The following is a 25,055-nucleotide window of genomic DNA, read 5'->3' as shown; positions in this document are numbered from 1 at the left end:
ATGCAATACGAATCTCCTATCAAACGTCGCCCATCGACTCGTATCTATGTGGGCGATGTGCCTATTGGTGACGGCGCACCTATCGCGGTGCAGTCTATGACAAACACTCGAACAACAGACGTGGAAGCGACTGTTGCTCAAATCCGTGCACTGGAAAATGTGGGCGCGGACATTGTTCGTGTCTCCGTACCGACCATGGATGCCGCTGAAGCGTTTAAGCAGATCAAACAACAAGTGAACGTACCGTTAGTCGCGGACATCCACTTTGACTACCGAATTGCGCTTAAAGTTGCTGAATACGGCGTTGACTGTTTACGTATCAACCCTGGCAACATTGGTAACGAAGATCGAATTCGTTCAGTTGTCGATTGTGCTCGTGACAAAAATATCCCAATCAGAATTGGCGTGAATGGTGGCTCTCTGGAGAAAGATATCCAGATGAAATACGGTGAGCCGACACCTGAAGCGTTGGTTGAGTCCGCAATGCGTCACGTTGATATTCTTGACCGTTTGAACTTTGACCAATTCAAAGTGAGTGTCAAAGCATCGGATGTTTTCCTAGCAGTAGATTCATACCGCTTGCTCGCCAAAAAGATCGACCAGCCACTTCACTTAGGTATTACCGAAGCCGGTGGTGCTCGTGCTGGCGCTGTGAAATCCTCGGTTGGTTTAGGGATGCTACTCGCGGAAGGCATTGGTGACACGCTGCGTATCTCGCTAGCGGCAAATCCGGTTGAAGAGATCAAAGTCGGTTTTGATATTCTTAAATCGCTGCGCATTCGCTCTCGCGGAATTAACTTTATTGCTTGTCCAAGTTGTTCACGCCAAGAGTTTGATGTTATTGGCACGGTCAACGCACTTGAAGAGCGTCTAGAAGACATCATTACCCCGATGGATGTTTCTATTATCGGATGTGTCGTGAATGGCCCTGGTGAAGCAGAAGTTTCTCACCTTGGTTTAGCGGGCAGCAATAAAAAGAGTGCTTTCTACGAAGATGGCAAACGTCAAAAAGAACGTTTTGACAACAATGATCTCGTTAATCAATTGGAAGCAAAAATTCGAGCGAAAGCGTCAACGCTTGATGAATCGAATCGCATTGACATCAAAGTACAAGATTAATCTCAACGTAACGTAAATTACGGTGACAACTTTACGGTAAACAACTGTGGCAAAGAAAATCCAAGCAATTCGAGGCATGAATGACTGCCTCCCAACTCAATCACCACTGTGGCAAAAGTTAGAAAACACAGTGAAAAACGTAATCAGCGCCTACGGTTATAACGAAGTGCGCATGCCAATCGTTGAGATGACACATCTATTTAGTCGCGCTATCGGTGAAGTGACCGACGTGGTTGAAAAAGAGATGTACACGTTTGAAGACCGCAATGGTGACAGCCTAACGCTGCGTCCTGAAGGCACTGCTGGTTGTGTACGTTCGTGCATTGAAAACAGCCTTATCAACCGTGATGAGCAACGCCTATGGTACATGGGACCAATGTTCCGTCATGAGCGTCCGCAAAAAGGTCGTTACCGTCAGTTCCACCAATGTGGCGTGGAAGTGTTTGGTCTAGAGGGGCCAGATGTTGACGCAGAACTTATCATGATGACAGCTCGTCTATGGCGTGAGCTGGGCATCGATAAGCATGTTCGCTTAGAGCTGAACTCGATAGGCTCTCTAGAAGATCGTGCTAACTACCGTACCGCATTGATTGAGTTCCTTGAGCAGCATATTGATATCCTTGATGACGACTGCAAACGTCGCATGCACACAAACCCACTGCGTGTACTGGATACCAAGAACCCAGACGTTCAAGCCATCCTTGGCGATGCGCCACGTTTGTCTGATTACCTAGGCGAAGAGTCAAAAGAACATTTTGCTGGTCTTTGTGAACTTCTGGACGCTGCAGGTATCGAATACACAGTTAACGAGCGTTTAGTTCGTGGTTTGGATTACTACAACCGCACGGTATTTGAGTGGATCACAGAAAGCCTAGGTGCTCAAGGCACAGTATGTGGCGGTGGTCGTTACGACGGTTTGGTTGAGCAACTTGGCGGTAAAGCAACACCAGCGGTTGGCTTCGCAATGGGTCTAGAGCGTTTGGTGCTTATGCTAGAAACGCTTGAACTGACTGACGTTCGTCGCAGTGTTGATGTGTACATGGTTACAGCGGGCGAAGGCACCATGCTAGCGGGTATGAAGCTGGCTGAAACGCTACGTGAGCAAGTACCAGGATTACGTGTAATGAGCCACTTTGGTGGTGGTAACTTTAAGAAGCAGTTTAAGCGCGCTGATAAAGTAGGTGCTGCGGTTGCCCTCGTTCTTGGTGAGAACGAAGTTGCCGACAATACCGTCGTGGTTAAGGATCTGATTGGCGGTACGCAAGATACCCTGAGCCAAGCAGATGTTGTCGCTAAACTGGCTGAACTGGTTTAATTTTTTGATTTTTGAGTGGCAGTTAAGGCTGCCACTTTTGATGTAAGAGGACAGGAAGTGGAACTCTACGATTCTGAAGAACAACAAGTAGAAGCAATCAAAGATTGGTGGAAAGAGAACGGTAAAGCCGTTATTTTCGGCGCGGTTCTTGGCCTTGGTGGCCTGTTCGGATGGCGATACTATCAAGATTCGGTGACGGCGGCTCAAGAAGCGGCATCTGAAAGCTACACTCAAGCGGTTCAAGAGTTGGCTGCGAACGGTGCGGCGGGTGAAGCAGCAGTACAGAGCTTTATTGACGCAAATAAAGAGACGCAATATGCCGTACTAGCAGCATTGCAACTGGCTAAAGTACAAGTTGAAGCGAACAATCTAGACGAAGCACTTGCGCAGCTCGAGTGGGCTAAAACGGCAACCAAAGATGAAGCGGTTTTGTCTGTGATCAATTACCGTCTAGCACGTCTGAAAGCTGAGCAAGGTAACTTTGATGCGGCATTAAGTGAACTTGCTGCTATTACAGATGAAAGCTGGGCTGGTCGTGTGGCAGAGCAAAAAGGCGACATTCTACTGCGCAAGGGTGACGAGCAAGCGGCTTATGCAGCTTACACCGAAGCACAGCAGTCAGGTGATGCGAGCCAGACGCTACAAATGAAGTTGGATGACCTAGCCAAGTAAGGGCGAAAGCATGAAGGAAATGCTGAAAAAAGCACTTGCAGTGGCCGTATTGACCGGTGTTCTTGCAGGTTGTGCAAGTGAAGAAGATACCATTGTCATGGCGCCTGTCCCTCAGGTAGACAGTGAGTTCACACCAAGCGGTGTATGGAGCAACTCCATTGGAAATGGTGTTGACACTTACTACTCAAAGCTTTCACCAGAATATGCTTATGGCAAAGTGTTTGTCGCAAGTCGTGACGGTAAGGTTAAAGCGCTAGACCCAGAAACAGGGAAAACGCTGTGGGAGCAAACCATCAAAGCTGAGGGTGTTTCACCGCGTCTTGCGGGTGGTATCACTGCTGGTTACAGCCAACTCTTTATCGGTAGCGAAAACGGTGAAGTGATTGCCCTAAATGAAGAAACGGGTGAACTCAATTGGCGTGTTGCGGTAGATGGTGAAGTACTTGCTGCGCCCGCCACAGACAGCAACCTTGTCATTGTTCATACCAATGAAGGTACGGTACTCGCGCTTGACCAAAAAGATGGCAATCAAAAATGGGCCATTAGTACCGAAGTTCCAAACCTGACTCTACGTGGCAACAGTGCTCCTGTTACCGTTTCTGGTGGGGTATTCTGGGGCACGGCGAATGGTCGTCTTGCTGCCGCGATTGCTGAACGTGGTCAGCTAATTTGGCAACAACCAATTGGTCTTCCTCAAGGTGCGACTGAAATTGATCGTCTAGTCGATGTCGATGCCACGCCACTTGTTTTGGGTAGCACGCTTTACATCATCGGCTATAACGGCCAACTGACTGCGATTGATTTGCGCTCGGGTAAACCGGCTTGGAAGCGTAATTACTCATCAGCAACCGATATTGCCAGTGACGGCAGCCGTTTGTTTGTCGTCACAGACAAAGACCATCTGGCTGCATTTGATGCTCGAAGCGGTACTGAGCTGTGGAAAAATGAGCGTCTCGAGCACCGTCTATTAACCGCTCCAACCGTGATTAACGGTTATGTGGTTGTGGGGGATAATGAAGGGTATTTGTACTGGATTGATCGCAACAGTGGCGAGTTTGTTTCTAAGCAGCTTGTCGACAGCAGTGGTTTTGCTGTACCGCCAGTGGTTATTCCTGGTGGTTATGTGCTTACCACGCGTGACGGCAATGTAAAGAAACTGACGATCAACGAGTAATCGTGTGATATAATTCACATTCGGCTCCTAGCTGGTAACAGTTGGGAGCCGTTTGTTTGTTTTGAAAACAAGAAGTTATGTGTGGTTATAGGTAAATCGCTGTAAGTATGATTTTAGGCGAATTGTTACCTATAACTACATAAAGAAAAGTATATTGTAGAGGTTGTTATGGTACCTGTTGTTGCTCTAGTAGGGCGTCCAAACGTTGGTAAATCAACGTTGTTTAACCGACTGACTCGCACTCGTGACGCTTTGGTTGCGGACTTCCCTGGCTTAACTCGTGACCGTAAATATGGCCAAGCCAAGCTTGGTGAACACGAATTTATCGTTATCGATACCGGCGGTATCGATGGTACGGAAGAAGGTGTAGAAACCAAAATGGCACAACAGTCGTTGGCAGCAATTGACGAAGCTGACGTTGTGCTATTTATGGTGGACGGTCGCGCTGGCTTAACGGCTGCGGATGAAGCGATCGCCAAGCACCTGCGTAAACTTGAAAAGCCATCCATGCTTGTGGTGAACAAGGTTGATGGTATCGATGCTGACGCAGCAAGTGCAGAGTTTTGGCAACTTGGTGTAGAGAACATGTATCAAATTGCCGCAGCGCATGGCCGTGGCGTAACCGCATTGATCGAGCTAGCCTTGAATCCGTTTGCTGAGAAGCTACTGGATGAGAGCAAAGGCGAACTCGAAGATTTGACTGAGTTTGAAGACGAAGAAGAGAAGCTAGATTACAGCGAAGAAGAAGCTGAAGAAGAGTTTACTCGTCTGCAGGATCAACCTATCAAGTTAGCAATCATCGGTCGTCCAAACGTAGGTAAATCGACGCTTACTAACCGCATTCTTGGTGAAGAGCGAGTGGTTGTCTACGACATGCCAGGCACAACGCGTGATTCTATCTATATTCCGATGGAACGTGATGGCCGTGAGTACGTATTGATCGATACTGCAGGTGTTCGTCGTCGTACCCGTATCAATGAAACGGTAGAGAAGTTCTCGGTTGTTAAAACGCTAAAAGCCGTTGAAGATGCGAACGTCGTGCTTCTTGTTATCGATGCTCGTGAAAACATCTCAGACCAAGATTTAAGCCTACTTGGCTTTGCCCTAAACGCTGGCCGTTCAATTGTTATTGCGGTCAATAAATGGGATGGTCTGGATATGGATGTGAAAGAGCACGTGAAAAAGGAACTCGACCGTCGTTTAGGCTTCGTTGATTTCGCGCGTATTCACTTTATCTCAGCATTGCACGGTACAGGCGTTGGTCACCTATTTGAATCGGTACAAGAAGCGTACAAGTCGGCGACGACACGTGTTGGTACGTCTGTTCTAACTCGTATTATGAAGATGGCAACAGAAGATCACCAACCGCCAATGGTTCGTGGTCGTCGTGTTAAGCTGAAATATGCACACGCTGGTGGTTACAACCCGCCTATCGTTGTTATTCATGGTAACCAAGTCAATGATCTGCCTGATTCGTACAAGCGCTATCTGATGAACTACTTCCGTAAGTCATTAGAGATCATGGGCACGCCAATTCGTATCATCTTCCAAAACAGCGATAACCCGTTTGAAGGCAAGTCGAATAAGATGACACTCTCTCAAGAGCGCAAACGCAAGCGCCTAATGAGTGTGATGAAGAATCGTAAGAAGTAACTCTAGCGGATAATTTCTAGAGATTTTATATATTGTAAAAGCGCCGTTGTTCTCCAGTGGCGCTTTTTTGTATTTAAAGGTTAAGACATGCAAGTTACTCCAACCATAACCCAATTTTGCCACAACCTCTGGCAGCTTGACGCTAAGGTTCAATTGCTCAAGCAAGAGGGGGAGCAGCTCTACGTGGTGACTGATAAAACGCCATTTCACCCAGTAAGTCATATTTGGCCAGACCATCCTGCCGATCGCGGTCAACTCAACGGTTGTCCAGTCGTTGATTGCCAAGTCGGGGCGGTAGAGCTTGCGACTAATGAGCTGTATGTCGGTCAAGCCATCCCCGTGAAGCGAAATGAAGCAGGTTGGGCGTTTGTGGTCGTCCACTGTTTAAATAAAGACGTGTTGGAATTATCTGTTGGTGACAATGTTGAGCTAAGTGTCGATAAGCGTTATCAAGATGCGTTGAGCCGAGGCCACAGTGCGGGTCATATTGCCTATTTAGCACTCAACAAAGTCTTGGTTGAAGGCCAATATTGGCGAAAGGATGCAGACCGAAAAGATCCTCATGGTTACTACGACTTCAACAGTTACGCACAAGAAACCAGTTTTGTGACTGAAGATCGCTGCCTCGACAAGTACCGCTTAGGAAAGACACTGCGTAAGCGCGGCCTCAATAGTGCGGATGTCGTGGCTGATTTGAAGTCAATCGAGAGTCGAGTTAATGAGCAAGTTCGGTTGTGGCTTACCTTGCCATCGAGTATTGAGGTTTTCTGCGATGGGGATGCGCTCACTGATTCTCGCTACTGGCGCTGCGATCTTAATGAAGCTCAGTTGGCAGAGATCCCATGTGGCGGAACCCACGCAACATCGTTAGATGTTTATGAGCAAATCTCAGTAACTTTGACTCAATTAGATGAGCAGAACATTGAAATGGATACACGCGTGATGGCGAAAGCTGCCTCTTAAAGAAAAGCCCGCTGTTTCATCAGCGGGCTTTGCGTGATTACCACATTCCTAGAAGCTTCCACCAAGCCCCGCCGATGAATAAGAACACAGGAATAACGATGAGTGAGAAAACGAATCCTATCTTCCACCAGTTCTTTAGGCTCAAGAAACCTGCGCCAAACAGAATCGGTGCAGGGCCAGAGGAGTAATGGGTGGTTGACATATAAAGGTTACTAAAAATACCCAACACAATGGCAGCCAGCATTGGTGGTGCGCCCGCTGCGATCGCAATGGCTAGGAACGCCGAGTACATGGCACTGATGTGCGCCATGGCACTGGCCATCAAATAGTGACTGTAGTAGTAGACCAGCAGTAGCACGACTAAGGTCATACCCCATTCAAAACCAGACAAAGAACTACCCACAATGTCACCAAACCAAGCGATAAAGCCGAGCTTGTTGAGCTGAGCGGCCATCATCACCAAGACTGCAAACCAAGTGATGGTGTGCCACGCTTCTTTCTCTTGAAGAACAGCATCCCAAGTGATGGTTCGAGTGATCAACAAAAAGACCAAGCCGAGTAGTGCCGTTACCGTTGAGTGAATACCAAGTGTCGGACCTAAAACCCAAAGACTCACCATACCGATAAAGGTGATGCACACCATCCATTCATCGCGTGTCATTGCGCCCATTTCTTGCAGTTTTTGGCGCGCAATCAGGCGCATTTCCGGGGTTTTCTTCAGTTCAGGTGGAAAGACGTAGTACATCACTAACGGGATTAAAAACAGACACACAAGCCCAGGTACGATGGCGGCAATTGCCCAACCTGCCCAAGTGATTTCGACACCTTGCTCTTTAGCAAAGTTAGCAGCCAGAGGGTTACCTGCCATAGATGTTAAGAACATGGCACAGGTAATCGCATTACACTGGAAAATACATTGAACAAGAAATGCGCCGATTTTGTTTTCTGTGCCTTTTTCAGGATCCGAGTCATAAGCGCTGGCGACTGAGCGAAATAGGGGTGAAATGATCCCGCCACAGCGAGCGGTGGTACTCGGTGTTGCAGGTGCAAACAGCAAATCGGTCAACACCAGTCCGTAAGCCAATCCGAGTGAACTGTTGCCCAGTTTAGCGATAAACCAATAGCCGACGCGTCGCCCAAACCCTGTGCTGATGAAGCCACGCGAAATAAAGAACGCCGCGGCGATCATCCAAATCGTTGGATGAGCAAACCCGGTTAATGCGGTGCGTATCGGGAGCACATCCAATAGTGTTGCGGCGGTCAATCCCATCAAAGCCATCGCTCCAAGTGGCAGTGGAGCGATGATCAAGCTCAGAACCGTGACCACGAAGATGGTCATCATGTGCCAAGCCTGAAGCGTAAGCCCCTCAGGGACTGGGCTAAACCATAAAATAGCGCCGATAATGACCAGCATGAGTAGCCGTATATTGCTTGAAGTCAGCATAATAAACTCCTTAGTTTTTTTGCTAACTTACTCAGTGATAGAAGGTGGAAACCTGTTGTAAATCAAAAAGCTGACCGCTCGAGGTTTTGGCTTTTAAACTATCAAATCGAGTCCTAACTCTGTTTGAAAAAAGGGTGAGATAAGGGTGATTAAAATAATAAAAGCCATTAACGTTATTACTGGGATCTTGTTCAACTTCACCATCAATAGCGCTGAAGTTGTGTCGATTTGACCGTATTCTATGAAATTATTGAGTAAGAAAAAGATCTCATGGCAACACAACTATTCCCTCGCTCTTTCACCATGCATTTGACTCTGCTGTTGTGCGGCGCACTTTCTTTGGGTTCTGTTGGATGGTGGTTAATGAGCACGGAGCGCTTGAACCAAGTGTTGGCAGAGCAAGTCGCGCTCAGAGCGCAAGTTCAGTCTCAACAACTGTCGCGTCTGCCATCACTGCTTGATGCCGTGGCTAGGCAAGACGCCGTTGCGGTGACAAGTATTGTAGAGCAGCTGCAAAAAGCGACCGATGCTGATTTTATTACCGTGAGCGATAAAAACGGTATTCGCTTGGCACACCCCGTAAAAAGCCGAATCGGTTTTCCAGTTGTCGGTGGCGACATCGAACATGCTCTTGAAACGGGGGAGTCTTACCTATCACATAGCGTTGGCTCACTTGGCCCTTCGGTGCGCTACATTACTCCGCTTTTTGGTCACAAAGGTGAAGTTATCGGGATGATCAAAGTGGGTTACTTGAAACAATCCATCGCGGTTCTCAACGATCAAATGCTCTCTCCGCTACTTTTATTTGCTGGCTTCAGTTTACTTGTTTCAGGCCTAGCCGCATGGCGATTCTCACGCTATGTGCGTGACAAAATGCAGCATTTGGAGCCCTGGCAGCTACAGCAAGCATTGCGCACCAGTCAAGGTGTCTTGCAAGCCGCTCATGAGGGACTGGTTGCGGTTAACTGTCGCGGGGAGATTTATCTCGCAAATGACAGCGCAAGGCAGCTACTGAGTATTCCACCTGATGCGACGCTTCCTCTGCCTGTTGAATTCTACATTCCTGATAGTGCAGCATTTGCCTTGTCGGGAGAGGACTTTATCGACCAGCTTGTTCGGGTAAATGGCATGAATCTGGTGCTAACAAGAGTCACCTTGCAGGTCGATCATCGTAGTGACGGGGCGGTGTTTAGCTTGCGGGCGCAAAAAGAGTTGCAGCTGCTATCGAACAAAATTTCCCAAGTGAGCAGTTATCTAGACTCAATTCGCGTTACTCGGCATGAATATCAGAACAAGTTATCGACGGTGACGGGGTTATTGCAACTTGGCCACGCTGAACAAGCGCTAGAAGTCTTGTTGTCACAGGCGCAAGAAAGCCAAGCCAATATGGATAGACTCGCTCAGTTGCAATCTTTACCTTTGGTATCGGGATTGTTACTTGCCAACTTAGGTAAAGCGTCAGAGCGTGGTATTCATGTTGATCTCAATGAGTTAAATGGATGGCGTTCACTGCCCAGCAAGCTGGATGAACAGCTGCTCAGTACCCTAGTCGGGAATTTAGTCAGCAACAGCATTGAGGCACTTCATCGAGTGGATAACGGGCAAATCCGCATTGCAATGTATCAAACGGAATACGAGCGCATACTGGCTGTTGCCAATAATGGGCCAGTGATTAATGTTGGGCTGGATGTTTTATGCCAGCTTGGATACACCACGAAAGGTGAGTTCCGTGATCATGGCATTGGCTTGCATTTGGTCCAGTCGATTGTCGAAGAAGCTAGTGGATACATGGAAATGGATAGTGATTGTGATGAAACCGTGTTTACGGTCTATTTTCCGGAGGAACAAGGTGTTTAATGTACTGATTATTGAAGATGACCGAAATATCGCTGCGTTGCACAGCCAATTTATTAGCCGAGATAATCGCTTTCAGGTGTTAGCGATTGCGGAGAATCTTGCCCAAGCGCACTCCAAACTGGCGCAAACCGTTTTCGATCTCGTGATTATCGACAATTACCTTCCGGATGGTTTAGGAATTGATTTTCTGCAACAGATGCGCAAACTTCCCAACCCGCCGGAAAGCATTTTAGTGACTGCGGCGAACGATGTTGAAACCGTGCAAAAAGCGTTGCGTTGCGGCGCACTCGATTATTTGGTCAAACCACTCGATTATCAACGCTTTGCCCAAAGTTTAGAGAAGTTCGCGCTGGTTCAACACACCTTGAGTCATGGAATAAGCCTTGCGCAAGGAGAGCTTGATGCGTTGTTTCAGAAAGGAGTGCCGAGTAACAAAAAGTCGTCAACCGATGCCCATACTTTGAAGCAAATTTTGGATGAGTTTTATCATGCGAATGTGGAACTCAGCGTTAGTGCGATCGCTGAGAGTTTTTCTATCAGCAAGAGCACCGCAAGACGTTATCTAGATAAAGGTGTAGAGCAAGGCGAGCTTGAAGCCTTTTTGGCTCATGGAAAGGTAGGGCGCCCTACGCGGATTTACCGCCGGATACGTTTCGAGCTATAACTTGAATTACGGTTATCTGTAAATCAAGGTTTCTAAAATACGATCTTTTTATTAAATTCTGTTTTGTCTTTTAATTTAACTAGTATTGGTGTTTTATCCTTTTTAAAATTCAAATGCAGCACATGTAACTTATGCTTTCGGTGTGTGGTGATATAAATATTCTTATTGAGGCAGATCGCTGATCAAAATGGATTTAGCCGATGATCTTGTTTCGATCTTTAATTCTGTGTGAGTTAGAGAGGAGAGTGATTGATTTGCCTATGAGCCAGATCATAGTAACAAGAGCACAAAACCTTAAAGTGACAAGTAAATAAAGAGTTGAGGGGTCACCAATGAACGAAAATCATTGTCCAACATGTGAGCAAGAGTTGGAGTGGCAAGGGCATTACCACTGTAATCAATGCGATATCGATTATACAAAAGTCGGGTTTTGCCCAGACTGCAATGCGCAGCTAGAAAAACTGCAAGCGTGTGGTGCGGCGAACTATTTTTGCAATACTTGCAACGAGTTGAAGTCTAAATCTCGAGTGCGCTTCGAGTTTCAAGCTAATTAGAGAGCGGCGCTTAATGGACGGTGGAACGAATTTCACCATCAGACAAACGGGTGACCAAGGTGTCGCCCGTTTTGGTTTGTGACGCCTTAGTAATGACGTCGCCTTGTTGATTTTGTGTAATTGAATAGCCGCGCTTGAGTGTAGCGAGTGGGCTAACCGTATCCAGTTTTTCTGCAGCCAAAGCCAGTTGATGGCGCGTGTTCAGCAGTTTTCTATCCATCGCATCCAACAGTTTTTGTTCGAGCCTTTGCAGTGAAGAGGCTTGTTCATTGAGGCGCTTGATAGGTGAATGAAGCTGCAGTTTATGCTGCTGGCGCTCAATCTTCTGAGCTCGGCTGCTGAGATAGCGCTCCATCCCTCGCTGTAGGCGCATGTCCAGATCATCCAGTTGCTGGCTTTGGCTTTGCAATTGATGACGAGGATGCTGCTTTTCTAAGCGATGCAGTAGACTTGCATTGGTTTGCTTATGTTGCGATAGGTAGTGGCGCATTGCACTGGCGAGCTTATGCCGGCGGCTCGCAATGGCTTGATCTTTATGACTGTTGTCGCGGCTGACTAACTCTGCAGCAGCAGAAGGCGTCGGTGCGCGCATATCGGCAACAAAATCGGCGATGGTGACATCAATCTCATGCCCAACGGCACTGATGATTGGAATTTGGCTCGCCGCTATCGTTCTCGCCAAGATTTCATTATTGAAACACCAAAGGTCTTCTAAGGAGCCTCCACCACGACCGACAATCAATACATCACACTCATTACGGCTATTGGCACAACCAATTGCTTGAGCAATCTGAATGGCCGCCTCTTCACCTTGCACCATGGTCGGGTAGATGACGACAGGAAGAGAAGGATCGCGACGTTTAAGTACATCAAGAATATCGAACAGTGCCGCCCCAGTTTTAGAGGTGACAATACCCACGCATTTTGGATGCTCTGGCAAAGGCTGCTTATTGGTTTGAGCAAACAAGCCTTCTCCCGCCAGCTTCATTTTTAGCTCATCAAACTGCTGTTGTAATCGCCCATCACCTTCAGGCTGCATGCTTTCAATAATCAGTTGGTAGTCACCACGAGGCTCGTAAAGCGATAAACGGGCTTTAACCAATACTTGGTTACCATTTTGCGGCTTGAACGTAACGCGGCGATTGTTACCACGAAACATGGCGCATTTTACTTGAGCGCGAGAATCTTTAAGAGTGAGGTACCAGTGTCCAGAAACCGGAGCGGAGAAGTTAGAGATTTCACCCACCAACCAAACGATACCCATTTCATTTTCTAGTAACAGGCGTACTTCAGAATTAAGACGAGAAACCGTGAAGATATTTTGATTGGTCAGAGAAGACAAGACTAATTCCGTAGACGTGAGTATGGAAATTAGCGGCAATATAATACATAGCAAGGGGGTAAATGCAAGAAAAAAATTAAAAAATTTGTGGTCAAGCGATTACGTAAGCCGTATAATCCGTCCGCAATATCTAATCCAAATGTAGCCAACAACCTAAAATCGGTTACCCTCATTATGCGAAACGATGAGATTGGATTGTTCTTTTTACTCCTCTAATTGTGAGATATTGCAAATGCTAAGAATTGCCAAAGAAGCGCTGACATTCGATGACGTACTCCTTGTGCCAGCACACTCCACCGTTCTCCCAAACACAGCTGATCTTCGCACTCAGCTTACTAAGAACATCACCCTAAACATCCCAATGATTTCAGCGTCTATGGACACTGTTACTGAAGCTCGTCTAGCAATCGCGCTAGCGCAAGAGGGTGGCATTGGCTTTATCCACAAGAACATGTCTATTGAGCAGCAAGCTCAGATGGTTCACCAGGTGAAGATTTACGAAGCGGGCGTGGTTTCTCACCCAGTAACCGTAAATCCGGATGCGACAATTGCAGATGTTGTTGCACTTACAGAAAAGCACGGTTTTGCAGGTTTCCCAGTAGTGACGGACAACAATGAACTTGTTGGTATCATTACTGGCCGTGACGTTCGCTTTGTTACAGACCTTTCTAAGAAAGTTGAAGTTGTAATGACGCCAAAAGAGCGCCTTGCAGCGGTAAAAGAAGGTGCAACTCGCGAAGAAGTTCAAGAGAAAATGCACAAAGCGCGTGTTGAAAAAGTACTGGTTGTAAACGACGAGTTCCAACTAACCGGTATGATCACCGCAAAAGATTTCCATAAAGCAGAGCGTAAGCCTAACGCATGTAAAGATGCACAAGGTCGTCTGCGCGTCGGCGCAGCAGTTGGTGCTGGCGCTGGCAACGAAGAGCGTGTTAAAGCTCTAGTTGAAGCAGGCGTTGACGTACTACTGATTGACTCTTCACACGGTCACTCTGAAGGCGTTCTTAACCGTATCCGCGAAACTCGCGCAGCATACCCAGATCTAGACATCATCGGTGGTAACGTTGCGACAGGCGCAGGTGCCAAAGCACTTATCGAAGCTGGCGTAAGCGCAGTGAAAGTGGGTATTGGCCCTGGCTCTATCTGTACAACTCGTATCGTAACGGGGGTGGGTGTTCCTCAAGTTACTGCAATCGCAGATGCTGCAGAAGTGGCAAACGAGTACGGTATTCCAGTGATCGCTGACGGTGGTATTCGTTTCTCAGGTGACATCTGTAAAGCAATCGTAGCGGGCGCATCTTGTGTCATGGTTGGTTCAATGTTCGCAGGTACTGAAGAAGCACCAGGCGAAGTAATCCTATACAACGGCCGCTCATACAAAGCTTACCGCGGCATGGGGTCACTTGGCGCTATGTCTCAAGGTTCTTCTGACCGTTACTTCCAGTCTGACAATGCAGCAGACAAGCTAGTACCAGAAGGTATCGAAGGCCGTATCGCATACAAAGGTCGCCTAAAAGAGATCGTTCACCAACAAATGGGTGGTCTACGTTCAAGCATGGGTCTAACAGGCAGCGCAACCATTGAAGATATGCGTACGAAAGCTGAATTCGTTCGTATCTCAGGTGCAGGCATGAAAGAGTCTCACGTACACGACGTTCAAATAACCAAGGAAGCACCAAACTACCGTCTAGGTTAATCTCGCTAGAGATTTATACACCTAACGTAAACGTTTGCTTTTTTCCTTGAAGCATTAAGAAGAGGCGAGTACACTCGCCTCCGTTTTAATAACCTAGCTTATAAGACTGCTCAAAATGACTAAAAATATCCATGACCAACGTATTCTGATCTTGGACTTCGGTTCTCAGTACACTCAACTAGTAGCACGCCGCGTACGTGAAATCGGCGTTTACTGTGAGCTTTGGAGCTGGGATGTAGAAGAAGCGGATATTCGTGAATTCAACCCAGATGGAATCATCCTATCTGGTGGGCCTGAGAGTGTTACAGAAGACAACTCTCCACGCGCTCCTCAATATGTATTTGACTCAGGTGTTCCTGTTCTTGGTGTATGTTACGGCATGCAAACCATGGCAGAGCAGCTAGGTGGTAAAGTTTCAACGTCTGATGAGCGTGAATTCGGTTACGCAGCGGTTCAGGTTTCTGGTGAGTCTTCGATCTTTAAAGATCTAGAAGCATCACAAGACGTTTGGATGAGCCACGGTGATAAAGTAGTAGAAATCCCTCAAGGTTTCGTGAAAGTTGGCGAGACAGACACGTGCCCTTACGCTGCGATGGCGAACGAAGAGAAGAAATACTACGGCGTTCAGTTCCACCCAGAAGTAACGCACACTAAAAACGGTCTGCAAATGCTAGAGAACTTTGTTCTTGGCGTATGTGGCTGTGAGCGTCTTTGGACTTCTGAATCTATCATCGAAGATGCAGTTGCTCGTATTAAAGAGCAAGTGGGTGATGACGAAGTTATCCTAGGTCTTTCTGGTGGTGTTGATTCATCGGTTGTTGCTATGTTGGTTCACCGTGCAATCGGCGACAAGTTAACGTGTGTATTCGTTGATAACGGTCTGCTTCGTTTGAACGAAGGCCAGCAAGTAATGGATATGTTTGGCGACCAGTTCGGCCTAAACATCATTAAAGTTGATGCTGAAGATCGCTTCCTAAAAGCACTTGAAGGTAAATCTGATCCAGAAGAGAAGCGTAAGACAATTGGTCACGTATTCGTAGACGTATTTGATGAAGAGTCTAAGAAGCTTAAGAATGCTAAATGGCTAGCTCAGGGTACTATCTACCCAGACGTCATCGAATCAGCGGCATCTAAGACAGGTAAAGCGCACGTAATCAAATCTCACCATAACGTTGGCGGTTTGCCAGATGATATGGAAATGGGTCTTGTTGAGCCACTACGTGAGCTGTTCAAAGATGAAGTGCGTAAGATCGGTCTAGAGCTAGGTCTACCTTACAACATGCTTTACCGCCACCCATTCCCTGGTCCTGGTCTAGGTGTTCGCGTTCTTGGCGAAATCAAGAAAGAGTACTGTGACTTGCTACGTCGTGCTGATGCTATCTTCATTGAAGAGCTGCACGCTGCTGACCTATACAACAAAGTCTCTCAAGCGTTCACGGTATTCCTACCAGTACGTTCGGTTGGCGTAATGGGCGATGGGCGTAAGTACGATTGGGTTGTATCGCTACGTGCTGTTGAAACAATCGACTTTATGACAGCGCATTGGGCGCACCTACCATATGACTTCTTAGGTAAGGTTTCTAACCGTATTATCAACGAAGTTGACGGTATTTCCCGTGTCGTTTACGACATTTCTGGTAAGCCACCAGCGACAATTGAGTGGGAATAATTCTGCTGAAAATTGAACGCAATTAAGCACATATGAAACCAGCCCTCAGGCTGGTTTTTTTGAACCCAGCTATCGATTCTTACGACACAGGTAAAGGTTTATTACGTTGCTTTTGGCCTTGCCTCGCAAGTTGACTTTTGATTGAGTCTATTCGGATCTCTCCTCAACTATTCTCATACAACTTCGAAACGAAAGGAGTTGTAAAATAATGAAAACCCTACCTATTATTGCTGTAGCCAGCGCGTTGAGTATGAGCTCTTCCGCTTGGGCGGCAATGAACATTCAACCCGATCCACAGAACCCAACTGGCTATGTGGTCTCACGCGCAGACATTACGGCAGCGGAGCAGCAAAAAACATCAAACCCGATGTATGGCATATGGTCGCAAGCATTAAGAACGGCACCAAATACCGTGGTCGATGCGATCGATGCTGGGCTCGCCACCAACCCAGATAACGTTAAGCGCGCAGAACGCGTTTTTCCACGAGCTGAGTGGGATTTTCTTACTCAGATGGCCGCTCCAGAATACACCTACACTCGATTTCTGAAAGCGATTGGTAAGTTCCCTGCGTTTTGTGCGGAGTATACCGATGGCCGTGATTCTGATGCGATTTGTAAGCGCTCTATCGTGACTGCTTTTGCTCATTTTGCGCAAGAGACGGGCGGCCACATTGCCAAAGACAACATCTCAGATAACCCTCAGGCACTAGAAGAGTGGCAACAAGCTTTGGTTCATGTCCGTGAAATGGGTTGGTCTGAAGGTCAAGAGGGCTACACCACTGGCTGTGGTCAAAATGACTGGCAAAACAGAAAATGGCCATGTGCCGCAGGGCAGGGCTACTTTGGGCGTGGGGCAAAACAGCTTTCTTACCACTTTAACTACGGCGCGTTCTCTGAGGTAATGTTTGACGGAGACGCATCTGTGTTACTAAACAACCCGGGTTTAGTCGCAGATTCATGGTTGAACCTTGCTTCTGCGGTGTGGTTCTTTTTAACCCCGCAAGCACCAAAACCAGCGATGCTGCACGTGATTGATAAAACGTGGACGCCTTCTCAACGCGAAATTGATGCAGGTATCGGCTACGGTTTTGGTACCACAATCAATATCATCAACGGCGGTATCGAGTGTGGTGAGCAAAATAAAGATAAGGGGCAGCCAGTTAACCGAATCCGCTACTGGGAAGGCTTGGCAGCCCATTATCAAATCCCTATTGGCGCAGATGAAAAGAACACCTGTTGGCAACAAACTCCATACGGTAGCTTGAACTTAAATGGTGCGACCGATGTGCTTTACACCAACTGGGATGGCAACTGGAAGTACTACGCTGATCGCCCTGGTGGTTACTCATTTGAATGTGAATTGGTTGGATTCCAAACGGCATACTCTGCCTTGGTTCCGGGCGATTATGAGAAGTGTGTAACGAACTTCTACGGCTCTCACTCAAGCTGGCCTGAGGTTCGAGTGGTTGAAAAACTTGACCCTGTTGATCCCGGCACAGGCCCAGGTACGGGGACTGATTGGGATGCAAACAAAGTTTATACCGGCGGTGAGCAGGTGACTTACAAAGGCGCGACGTACAAAGCGAAGTGGTGGACTCAAGGGGATGATCCAAGCTTAGGTGGACCATGGGAACTGATTGCCGGCACGCCAACTGAGCCTACTCCGGATCCAGTTCCAACACCTACGCCAGATCCTGAGCCGACTCCAACACCCGACCCAGAGCCTACTCCAGAACCAACTCCGGTTCCAGATACCTTTATCCAGTGGGAGCCGGGTGTAACACAAGTGGCCAATGGTGAGAAAGTGACATTCAACGGTAAATGCTTTATTGCCAAGAATGGACCTGGAGTGTGGGAAAGCCCGACACAATCTAACTGGTTCTGGGATGAGATCAGCTGCCAGTAGTTAACCTCTTTTAACCCCTATATAAGCAAGTCTCCTAGAGGCTTGCTTTCTCTGTGACAATCCCACGACACTCCCCTTACGTTTCATTACAGCACCTTCTGCTGAATCTCTATACAATTGCGGCATCAGTTATTGGGTTTAGAGGTAATAAAGATGAAAGCAAAGATTTCGTTATTAACAATCCTGGTTGCCAGTGTGGTCGGTTGTGCTAACGCTGAAACAGCAGAACCAGTAGAAACGCCAAGCTGGCTAACCGTTAACAATGAAGGGAGTAATCCGCATAGCTGGAACAATTTCGGTAGCCTAAGCTTTGAAGCGAGCACCAGCGGCGTTGCCACGCAAAAGTATGAAATCCACAAAGCATCAGTTGGTCAGGTTATGTCAATTACAGGACCAGATGGCCAGTTTCACATGATTGGAACACAGCAAAATGAGTTACTCAAAGGTGTTGGTCTGTCAGGTGTACTGTCACATGAAGAGTGTATGGAGCAGATCGGCGAGATCGGAATCGCGGTACAAGCTCAACCCTCTGTTGTTCGGTTTTTCTTAGAGCAGGGGAGACCACAGGGGCCTCGAACTATGACATCTGCACAAGATTTTAGCGTGAATGAGTCAGCAAACAATGCAGAAGTTGCAATTGGAGAGGCGACCACTGTTGAGATCGAGGGAGAGAGTTACCCTATTGGCCCAATGCTCGAATTACCTGCCCCGTGGGGAGCCTCTGGCACCATAACTCCGACTAAATCTATTGAGTTTGCCTTTCAGTACTACTCAACAACGGACGGTCAAAAAGAGACGGTCAATATTTCAGGTCAATGGAGCCCAGAGATGGGACCAATGGACAAGTTCAATCATGAACCAATGACGGAGTGGTTAGCGTGTGTGACACCGGAAGTGAAGGCGGCATTGGTTGAACAGAAAGTTAAGTTAGTGGGTGAAACGCTCGAAATTATGACCCAAGCAGAACTCGCTAACGGTGCAATCTAAGATTGCGATTTAGCTATCTATCTTTTTACGGCGTTCGGATTAAACTTTGCGCGTAATTTTTATTAACTTTTTTTAAAGGCGCGCAAAATGTCAACTAAATTGGCGAACCCAGCCCCATTGGGTCTAATGGGTTTCGGTATGACAACCATCTTACTTAACATCCACAATGCAGGCTTTTTCCCGATTGACTCGATGATCCTAGCGATGGGTATTTTCTATGGTGGTCTTAGCCAAGTTTTGGTGGGCATGATGTGTTTCAAACGCGGTGACACATTTGGTACTACGGCGTTCACTTCTTACGGTCTATTCTGGCTGACACTGGTTGGTCTGATTGTTATGCCTTACATGGGGCTGCCTGCAAGTCCTGCTAGCTTTATGGGTTGGTACCTATTGCTATGGGGTGTGTTCACAGGCTTCATGTTTATCGGCTCACTATGCTACCCAGTTGCTAAGCAAATTGTCTTTGGTTCTTTGACCATTCTATTCTTCCTATTGGCGGCGCGTGACTTTACAGGTAGTGAGCTTATTGGCACGATTGCCGGATTTGAAGGTATTTTCTGTGGCGCGAGCGCAATTTACTTTGCGATGGCACAGGTGCTTAATAATGAGTACGGCCGTACTATTTTGCCTATCGGTGAAAAGAAGGCAGAGCAGCACGTAGAGCTTGAGCAAGTTGCTGCGTAATGAAATGAATATGATGTTACGCTGCTTGCCTGAAGCATCGTGACGGACATATACGGGAACAGTAAATGAAAGGGGTTAGCCGATTGGCTAACCCCTTTTTTTACCACTGCATTTCTTATTGAATGAATTAGGTTGATGGCTGCTCGACTGGCGTTGCTTCAACCTCTTCACTTGGCTCTTTACCCGTTTTGCGGCGGTACTTATCTTCCCAGTAGTCCGCGCCTTTGATACCAAGTTTTACAGGGTTAAAGGTGTACTCTTCAACGCCTTGCTTTTGTTGTTCTTCGTAATCGTGCAGCGCTTTAAGTGCTGGCTTAGACATAAAGAAGATAATCAAAATACCCACAATGTTGAGCCAAGCCATGAGACCTACGCCCACATCACCCATAGCCCAAGCTAAATTAGCCGTTTTCACAGTGCCGTAGAAGACAACCGCGATAAGTGCGACTTTTAGCATGAACATCAAACCGCTCACTTTGAATGTGCGACGGATGTAAGCGATGTTTGTTTCCGCGATGTAGTAGTAAGCCAGAATAGTAGTGAAAGCAAAGAAGAACAGTGCAATCGCAATGAAGGGTTTACCAATGCCTGGTAGCGCACTTTCGATAGCCATCTGGGTGAATACAGGACCGTTTGCTGCGATGTCTGCCGCAACGTTTTGCACTAGGAAACCCTCTGCGCCATGTACGTTGTAAGCACCAGTAATGATGATCATAAACGCGGTTGCAGAACAGACCAAAAGGGTATCAATGTAAATTGAGAATGATTGAACAAGACCTTGCTGAGCTGGGTGATCAACACTTGCTGCTGCTGCCGCGTGAGGACCTGTACCTTGGCCTGCTTCGTTTGAGTAAACGCCGCGTTTCACGCCCCAACCGATTGCCGCACCAACACCTGCCATAGGGGTAAAGGCATCACCAACAATCATCGCAAATACGCGTGGTACTTCACCGATGTTGAGTAGAATGATGACAAACGCGGTGATGATGTAAGCCAGAGCCATAAACGGCACGACGATCTGCGTGAAGTTAGCAATACGCTTAACGCCACCGAAAATGATGAAGGCAAGAATGACAGAAATCAGCGTACCAGTGAAAATTTTTGCAAAACTGAATGTACCAATCGCGGTTTCAATCATTTCACCTGGACCGAATGCTGCTTCTACCGCGTTACCAATACTGTTAGATTGCACGCCTGGAAGTAAGAAGCCACATGCAAAGATGGTCGCGATCGCAAAGATCCAAGCGTACCATTTTTGTCCCATCGCTTTTTCAATGTAGTAAGCTGGACCGCCACGGAATTCGCCGTTGTCTTCCTCTTTATAAATCTGCGCGAGTGTCGATTCTGCGTATGCCGTTGCAGCGCCGAAGAAAGCAACCACCCACATCCAAAATACCGCACCTGGGCCACCAAAACCAATGGCTGCTGCAACACCTGCGATGTTACCGGTACCCACACGGCCTGAAAGTGACACGGCTAAAGCTTGGAACGATGAAATGCCTTTCGAAGAACTTTTTCCTGATAGAAGTAAGCGCCACATTTCCCCAAAGTGACGAACTTGAACAAAACGAGTCATGATTGAGTAGAACAAACCAGCGCCTAGACACAGATAGATCAGTACCGGGCTCCAGATGATTCCATTCAAAAAATCAACAAGTGACTGCATAAGTATTTCCCTGTTATTAGTTTGTAATGGTTGTTTTCTGAGCAGAATATTACCCTTTCTGTAACTCAATTGTTAATAAATTTGTTCTTTAAAGTTGATTTGCGTGAACTTAGGCACAAAATGCTAAATATATGTTAAAAATTGAAGCTAATTCTTAAAATGTGCGGATTTGGTAAGGTTTTGTGGGTTAAAATGCACGAAAAGCCGATAACTTAATCATTATCGGCTAGGTAGTTGGGGTGTTTATATATTCTGTAAATTGATAAATGCTTGGCGATAGCTTCTATTATTGGTATCGATCGCAGCTCAACTCGCGATATTGGGCAGCATCGCCCGTCATTATTTGAGTGAGAATTTCCGCAGAGCCACAGGCCATTGTCCAACCTAAGGTGCCATGTCCGGTGTTGGTGTAAAGGTTGCGAATCGGAGTCTGACCTATGATCGGTGTGCCATCTGGCGTCATGGGGCGAAAGCCTGTCCAATACTCTGCTTTCGCTAAATCGGTACCCTGTGGGAACAAGTTGGAAACCACATGATTAAGCGTCGCGAGTCGCTTGTCGGGCAGTGCCGGATCAAAGCCTGCCAACTCGGCGGTGCCAGCGACACGAATTCGTTGCTCAAAGCGTGTCACCGCGACTTTATAGGTTTCATCCATAATCGTTGACTGAGGGGCGCTGAGCTCATCAATCACCGGTAAGGTCAGCGAATAACCTTTGACAGGGTAGATGGGCAAATCTACGCCGACAGATTCCAGCAAATGCTTAGAGTAGCTACCTAACGCCACGACAAAGCGATCCGCCGTTATCTCCCCATGACGGGTTTTGACGGCCTTTATCTCACCATCTTGCTGAATCAAGCTATCGATATCGGTGTTGTAGAGGAAGGTGACACCTGCTTGCTGCGCCATTTTCTGAAGCTGCTGGCAAAATAGGTAGCAATCACCGGTTTCATCGTCTGGCAGATACAAGCCTCCGACCAAGTTGCCGCGCATATTGGCCAGCCCGGGCTCTTGGGCCAAGCATTGATGGTTATCCATGAGTTGGTAGCGTGTCCCACTCTCTTCGAGTAAAGCGATGTCTTTTTCAACCGCTTTGAGCTGCGCGGCAGAGCGAAATATCTGCAAAGTGCCTTGGGTTCGACCTTGGTATTCAATTGCGTATTGCTTGTTTAACTGAGCTAAACATTCTCGGCTGCGATTAGCGATCGTTAACATCCGTGCTTTATTGATTCGGTATCGATCAAGCTGACAATTGAGCAGCATTTTACTTGCCCAGCTCATTAGTTCAGGGCTAAGGGAAGGCTTTACTTTCAATGGTGCGTGCTCTTCAAATAGCCACTTGAGGGCTTTCATTGGTATGCCAGGCGCCGCCCAAGGTGACGAATAGCCATAAGAGATTTGACCCGCATTGGCAAAGCTGGTCTCCTCTGCGGCTCGCGGTTGACGATCAATAACCGTGACCTCACACCCTGCTTGAGATAAATACCACGCCGTGGTTAAACCTACGACACCACTTCCTAATACAATGACCTTCACTGTTTACTCCTGAAGAACAATTTTGCCAAGAATGGGGTGTTTACATCTGGTTAACAATCGATAAGAATTAATATCACCCTTTAGAAAAACTAAATACTTATGAAGTCTGCTTTATTACATGGTGTTCATCTGATTTGCATTGTGTCTCGCCATGCGAGCTTGACCAGTGCCGCTCGCGAGCTGAATTTGACAACGGGAGCGGTGAGTCAGCAATTGCAAGCAATTGAGGAGCGCTTGGGTTTTAGTGTGTTTGAACGCCATGCTCGTGGGATCCGTCTTACAGACTTGGGGCAAAAGCTGGTCGATTCTGTTTCTCATCACCTGTTGGCGATCGAAGAAAACGTCTATCAACTCACCCGAGTGTCAGACAGTCAGCAGATCCGTTTGAAACTCACGCCATCACTCGCTTTTAAATGGTTGGTGCCAAGGCTAGAAGATTTTCAAAAGCAGTATCCTGAGATCCAAATACACACCTTTGCCGAAGGTGCCTTAGTTGACAGTGACAATCGAAACTTTGACGTTGCCATTGATTACGGACCGATTCCGTACAAGCTGACGGAGGCGGAATTGTTGATGGAAGAGTGTTTAGTTCCAGTGATGAGTCCAAGCTATCTGTCGAAGCACCACGCGACGCTCGAAGCGGGGCAGTTTTGGCAGAGTGTGACGCTTTTGCATGATGCTATGCCGTGGCAGGGAGCGCCGAAAGATTACGAGTGGCTTTACTGGGCGTCACAGCAACAACTCGATTTTAATACCCAGCAAGGGCATTTCTTTAACCGCACAGATATGGCAATGTCGGCCGCCGAAGCCGGGGTTGGCGTCGCGCTGGCTCGAACTGCACTGCTTGGTGATGAAATCAATCAGGGGAGGCTGGTGGCCCCCTTTGAACCAATCAAAGCCAATGCTGGCTATTTCATTATCACTCATGTCGACAACCCACCAACACGACTGTTCAAACAGTGGCTTCGTCAGCAGAGTGTTATTGATAAATCATAAAATAGTCTTACATCTTCATATGCACCCACTACACTTTAGGGTGAACAAGCGATAACGCGACGTTTGTACACTTTAGGGCAGCAACTATGAAATCTGAACATGGCCAATGCAGCTATCGAAACCCTGATGGCTGGTGCTGCGATCAACCGAGTGGAGAGTCCGGGCTTTGTTACTGGCACGATCCCGATATAGATAAAAGCAACGATGACGTAAAAAATAAGGTTGAGCAATGGGCCGCAGCGGGTAAACCTCTCGACGGATTTCAGTTGGCAAAAACAAACTTGGTTGACATCGATTTGGTCAACCGAGGGTGCAAAACAGGCTTTTCTTGTCGGGATGCGGATTTTTACCGTGCCGATTTATCTGATGCTCACTTTTTTGGCTTAGATCTACGTGGTTCTTCGTTGATGAAGTCAAAAATGCTTGGCGCAAATCTACATTGTGCCAAGTTAGACAACTGCAACTTGCTTGGGGCAGAGCTTGGGCGAGCTAAGTTAGAAAACGTAGAGTGGGGCAAGCGGCTTAAACAAGAAGTGCAGGCTAAACAAGCGTTGAAGCGGCGAGACTCCTCAATGGCGGCTTCACTTTACCAAGAAGCGGAAGAGGTGTGCCGCAATATCCGTAAGCAGTGCGAGAAGCAGGGCTTATTTGAAACCGCGGGCGAGTTCTTTAAGCGAGAGATGCGCTTTCGGCGTTACCAAATGCCGAGACTGAGCATGAAGCGCTGGATATCCAAATCGGTCGATATGTTTTGTGGCTACGGCGAGGATCCGCTTAGGGTCGTCCTGTTCTCTATCTTCCTAATTTTTGTCTGTGCGATGGCGTATTTCTTTTTAGATACCACAGGGGCACACCCCATCTATGAAGGCGTAACTGGATGGCAGTTTTATCTGCTTGAGTTCTTTAACTCGCTTTACTTTAGTGTGGTGACATTCACAACCTTGGGTTACGGCGACATATCCCCAGTGGGAGTCGCTCGGTTTATAGCAGCGTTTGAGGCCTTTTTAGGCAGCTTTACCATGGCGCTGTTTGTGGTGGTCTTCGTGAAGAAAATGACCCGTTAAAGAGTTGAGAATGTATTGGATAATCAGGCTCTGGTCGGAGTTGCTGGAACAAGCATTAAGCAAAAAAGGGCGAGTGGTGTAACATTAGGCTCAGAC

General features: G+C 47.3%; 20 protein-coding genes. 16 read left to right on the top strand and 4 right to left on the bottom strand.

Annotation, left to right across the window (positions count from 1 at the left end):
* The 6 genes from ispG to RJ47_RS06810 all read left to right on the top strand — a co-directional run bounded on the left by ispG (position 1) and on the right by RJ47_RS06810 (position 6,896).
* The gene (gene ispG, locus RJ47_RS06835; protein ID WP_005471599.1) at positions 1–1,119 is read left to right on the top strand and encodes a flavodoxin-dependent (E)-4-hydroxy-3-methylbut-2-enyl-diphosphate synthase; all 1,119 of its coding nucleotides are present in this window, start codon (positions 1–3) and stop codon (positions 1,117–1,119) included.
* 46 nt (positions 1,120–1,165) lie between these two features.
* Complete coding sequence (gene hisS, locus RJ47_RS06830; protein ID WP_005471530.1) at positions 1,166–2,434, top strand: histidine--tRNA ligase; 1,269 nt, start codon at positions 1,166–1,168, stop codon at positions 2,432–2,434.
* Positions 2,435–2,491: 57 nt separating this feature from the next.
* Positions 2,492–3,106, top strand: coding sequence for a YfgM family protein (locus RJ47_RS06825; protein WP_005471593.1), 615 nt, complete (start codon positions 2,492–2,494; stop codon positions 3,104–3,106).
* Between the two features lie 10 nt (positions 3,107–3,116).
* Positions 3,117–4,280, top strand: coding sequence for an outer membrane protein assembly factor BamB (gene bamB / locus RJ47_RS06820; RefSeq protein ID WP_038139948.1), 1,164 nt, complete (start codon positions 3,117–3,119; stop codon positions 4,278–4,280).
* Positions 4,281–4,448: 168 nt separating this feature from the next.
* A complete protein-coding gene (gene der, locus RJ47_RS06815; RefSeq protein WP_005471526.1) occupies positions 4,449–5,933 on the top strand; it encodes a ribosome biogenesis GTPase Der in 1,485 nt (494 codons plus the stop codon).
* 87 nt (positions 5,934–6,020) lie between these two features.
* Positions 6,021–6,896 (top strand): metal-dependent hydrolase, encoded by an 876-nt coding sequence (locus tag RJ47_RS06810; protein ID WP_039482610.1) that lies wholly within the window; start codon positions 6,021–6,023, stop codon positions 6,894–6,896.
* Between the two features lie 37 nt (positions 6,897–6,933).
* Here the strand turns inward: RJ47_RS06810 and RJ47_RS06805 are convergent, their stop codons facing one another.
* Positions 6,934–8,340 (bottom strand): DASS family sodium-coupled anion symporter, encoded by a 1,407-nt coding sequence (locus RJ47_RS06805; protein WP_038189804.1) that lies wholly within the window; start codon positions 8,338–8,340, stop codon positions 6,934–6,936.
* A 270-nt stretch (positions 8,341–8,610) separates the two neighbouring features.
* On the opposite strand from RJ47_RS06805, the gene RJ47_RS06800 reads away from it, so the two are divergent.
* The 3 genes from RJ47_RS06800 (at position 8,611) to RJ47_RS06790 (ending at position 11,415) form a co-directional block, all read left to right on the top strand.
* Positions 8,611–10,197 carry a GHKL domain-containing protein gene (locus tag RJ47_RS06800; protein WP_039482606.1) on the top strand — a complete coding sequence of 529 codons (1,587 nt, stop codon included), beginning with the start codon at positions 8,611–8,613 and terminating at the stop codon, positions 10,195–10,197.
* Complete coding sequence (locus RJ47_RS06795) at positions 10,190–10,861, top strand: response regulator (protein WP_005471477.1); 672 nt, start codon at positions 10,190–10,192, stop codon at positions 10,859–10,861. The genes RJ47_RS06800 and RJ47_RS06795 overlap by 8 nt, the downstream gene beginning before the upstream one ends.
* A 332-nt stretch (positions 10,862–11,193) precedes the next feature.
* Entirely contained in the window at positions 11,194–11,415 is a 222-nt protein-coding gene (locus RJ47_RS06790; protein ID WP_005471497.1) for a zinc ribbon domain-containing protein, read from the top strand.
* Positions 11,416–11,425: 10 nt separating this feature from the next.
* On the opposite strand, the gene xseA is transcribed toward RJ47_RS06790, so the two are convergent.
* Positions 11,426–12,757 carry an exodeoxyribonuclease VII large subunit gene (xseA, locus tag RJ47_RS06785; RefSeq protein ID WP_039482603.1) on the bottom strand — a complete coding sequence of 444 codons (1,332 nt, stop codon included), beginning with the start codon at positions 12,755–12,757 and terminating at the stop codon, positions 11,426–11,428.
* A 232-nt stretch (positions 12,758–12,989) separates the two neighbouring features.
* Between xseA and guaB the strand changes: the two genes are divergently transcribed.
* The 5 genes from guaB (at position 12,990) to RJ47_RS06760 (ending at position 19,699) form a co-directional block, all read left to right on the top strand.
* On the top strand, positions 12,990–14,453 hold the full coding sequence (guaB, locus tag RJ47_RS06780) for an IMP dehydrogenase (protein ID WP_005471456.1): 1,464 nt from the start codon (positions 12,990–12,992) through the stop codon (positions 14,451–14,453).
* A 115-nt stretch (positions 14,454–14,568) separates the two neighbouring features.
* Positions 14,569–16,122 (top strand): glutamine-hydrolyzing GMP synthase, encoded by a 1,554-nt coding sequence (gene guaA / locus RJ47_RS06775; protein WP_039476191.1) that lies wholly within the window; start codon positions 14,569–14,571, stop codon positions 16,120–16,122.
* Between the two features lie 208 nt (positions 16,123–16,330).
* A complete protein-coding gene (locus RJ47_RS06770; RefSeq protein ID WP_038189813.1) occupies positions 16,331–18,028 on the top strand; it encodes a chitinase in 1,698 nt (565 codons plus the stop codon).
* Positions 18,029–18,181: 153 nt separating this feature from the next.
* A complete protein-coding gene (locus tag RJ47_RS06765) occupies positions 18,182–19,015 on the top strand; it encodes a hypothetical protein (RefSeq protein WP_039482600.1) in 834 nt (277 codons plus the stop codon).
* A gap of 87 nt (positions 19,016–19,102) precedes the next feature.
* Positions 19,103–19,699 carry an acetate uptake transporter gene (locus tag RJ47_RS06760; protein ID WP_005471594.1) on the top strand — a complete coding sequence of 199 codons (597 nt, stop codon included), beginning with the start codon at positions 19,103–19,105 and terminating at the stop codon, positions 19,697–19,699.
* Between the two features lie 127 nt (positions 19,700–19,826).
* Here RJ47_RS06760 and RJ47_RS06755 read toward each other — a convergent pair whose 3' ends face one another.
* The gene (locus RJ47_RS06755; protein WP_038189822.1) at positions 19,827–21,365 is read right to left on the bottom strand and encodes an alanine/glycine:cation symporter family protein; all 1,539 of its coding nucleotides are present in this window, start codon (positions 21,363–21,365) and stop codon (positions 19,827–19,829) included.
* Between the two features lie 286 nt (positions 21,366–21,651).
* Entirely contained in the window at positions 21,652–22,899 is a 1,248-nt protein-coding gene (locus RJ47_RS06750; RefSeq protein WP_039482597.1) for a D-amino acid dehydrogenase, read from the bottom strand.
* A gap of 99 nt (positions 22,900–22,998) precedes the next feature.
* Between RJ47_RS06750 and RJ47_RS06745 the strand changes: the two genes are divergently transcribed.
* On the top strand, positions 22,999–23,895 hold the full coding sequence (locus RJ47_RS06745; protein WP_038189827.1) for a LysR substrate-binding domain-containing protein: 897 nt from the start codon (positions 22,999–23,001) through the stop codon (positions 23,893–23,895).
* An 86-nt stretch (positions 23,896–23,981) separates the two neighbouring features.
* The gene (locus RJ47_RS06740; RefSeq protein WP_038139965.1) at positions 23,982–24,959 is read left to right on the top strand and encodes an ion channel; all 978 of its coding nucleotides are present in this window, start codon (positions 23,982–23,984) and stop codon (positions 24,957–24,959) included.
* Positions 24,960–25,055: the final 96 nt, after the last annotated feature.

Source organism: Vibrio sinaloensis (assembly GCF_000808535.1).
In the GTDB taxonomy this organism is placed as follows: Bacteria; Pseudomonadota; Gammaproteobacteria; order Enterobacterales; family Vibrionaceae; genus Vibrio; species Vibrio sinaloensis_D.
The sequence above is the reverse complement of the archived record's forward strand: the minus strand, read 5'-3'. Positions and strand labels throughout refer to the sequence as shown.

What these genes read in the sequence shown, in the direction of transcription:
- RJ47_RS06760 (WP_005471594.1), top strand. Translation starts at nt 19,103, where the DNA reads ATGTCAACTAAATTGGCGAACCCAGCCCCATTGGGTCTAATGGGTTTC.
- bamB (WP_038139948.1), top strand. Translation starts at nt 3,117, where the DNA reads ATGAAGGAAATGCTGAAAAAAGCACTTGCAGTGGCCGTATTGACCGGT.
- RJ47_RS06770 (WP_038189813.1), top strand. Translation starts at nt 16,331, where the DNA reads ATGAAAACCCTACCTATTATTGCTGTAGCCAGCGCGTTGAGTATGAGC.
- RJ47_RS06740 (WP_038139965.1), top strand. Translation starts at nt 23,982, where the DNA reads ATGAAATCTGAACATGGCCAATGCAGCTATCGAAACCCTGATGGCTGG.
- guaB (WP_005471456.1), top strand. Translation starts at nt 12,990, where the DNA reads ATGCTAAGAATTGCCAAAGAAGCGCTGACATTCGATGACGTACTCCTT.
- RJ47_RS06755 (WP_038189822.1), bottom strand. Translation starts at nt 21,365, where the DNA reads ATGCAGTCACTTGTTGATTTTTTGAATGGAATCATCTGGAGCCCGGTA.
- RJ47_RS06745 (WP_038189827.1), top strand. Translation starts at nt 22,999, where the DNA reads ATGAAGTCTGCTTTATTACATGGTGTTCATCTGATTTGCATTGTGTCT.
- ispG (WP_005471599.1), top strand. Translation starts at nt 1, where the DNA reads ATGCAATACGAATCTCCTATCAAACGTCGCCCATCGACTCGTATCTAT.
- RJ47_RS06765 (WP_039482600.1), top strand. Translation starts at nt 18,182, where the DNA reads ATGAAAGCAAAGATTTCGTTATTAACAATCCTGGTTGCCAGTGTGGTC.
- RJ47_RS06790 (WP_005471497.1), top strand. Translation starts at nt 11,194, where the DNA reads ATGAACGAAAATCATTGTCCAACATGTGAGCAAGAGTTGGAGTGGCAA.
- RJ47_RS06810 (WP_039482610.1), top strand. Translation starts at nt 6,021, where the DNA reads ATGCAAGTTACTCCAACCATAACCCAATTTTGCCACAACCTCTGGCAG.
- der (WP_005471526.1), top strand. Translation starts at nt 4,449, where the DNA reads ATGGTACCTGTTGTTGCTCTAGTAGGGCGTCCAAACGTTGGTAAATCA.
- guaA (WP_039476191.1), top strand. Translation starts at nt 14,569, where the DNA reads ATGACTAAAAATATCCATGACCAACGTATTCTGATCTTGGACTTCGGT.
- RJ47_RS06805 (WP_038189804.1), bottom strand. Translation starts at nt 8,340, where the DNA reads ATGCTGACTTCAAGCAATATACGGCTACTCATGCTGGTCATTATCGGC.
- RJ47_RS06800 (WP_039482606.1), top strand. Translation starts at nt 8,611, where the DNA reads ATGGCAACACAACTATTCCCTCGCTCTTTCACCATGCATTTGACTCTG.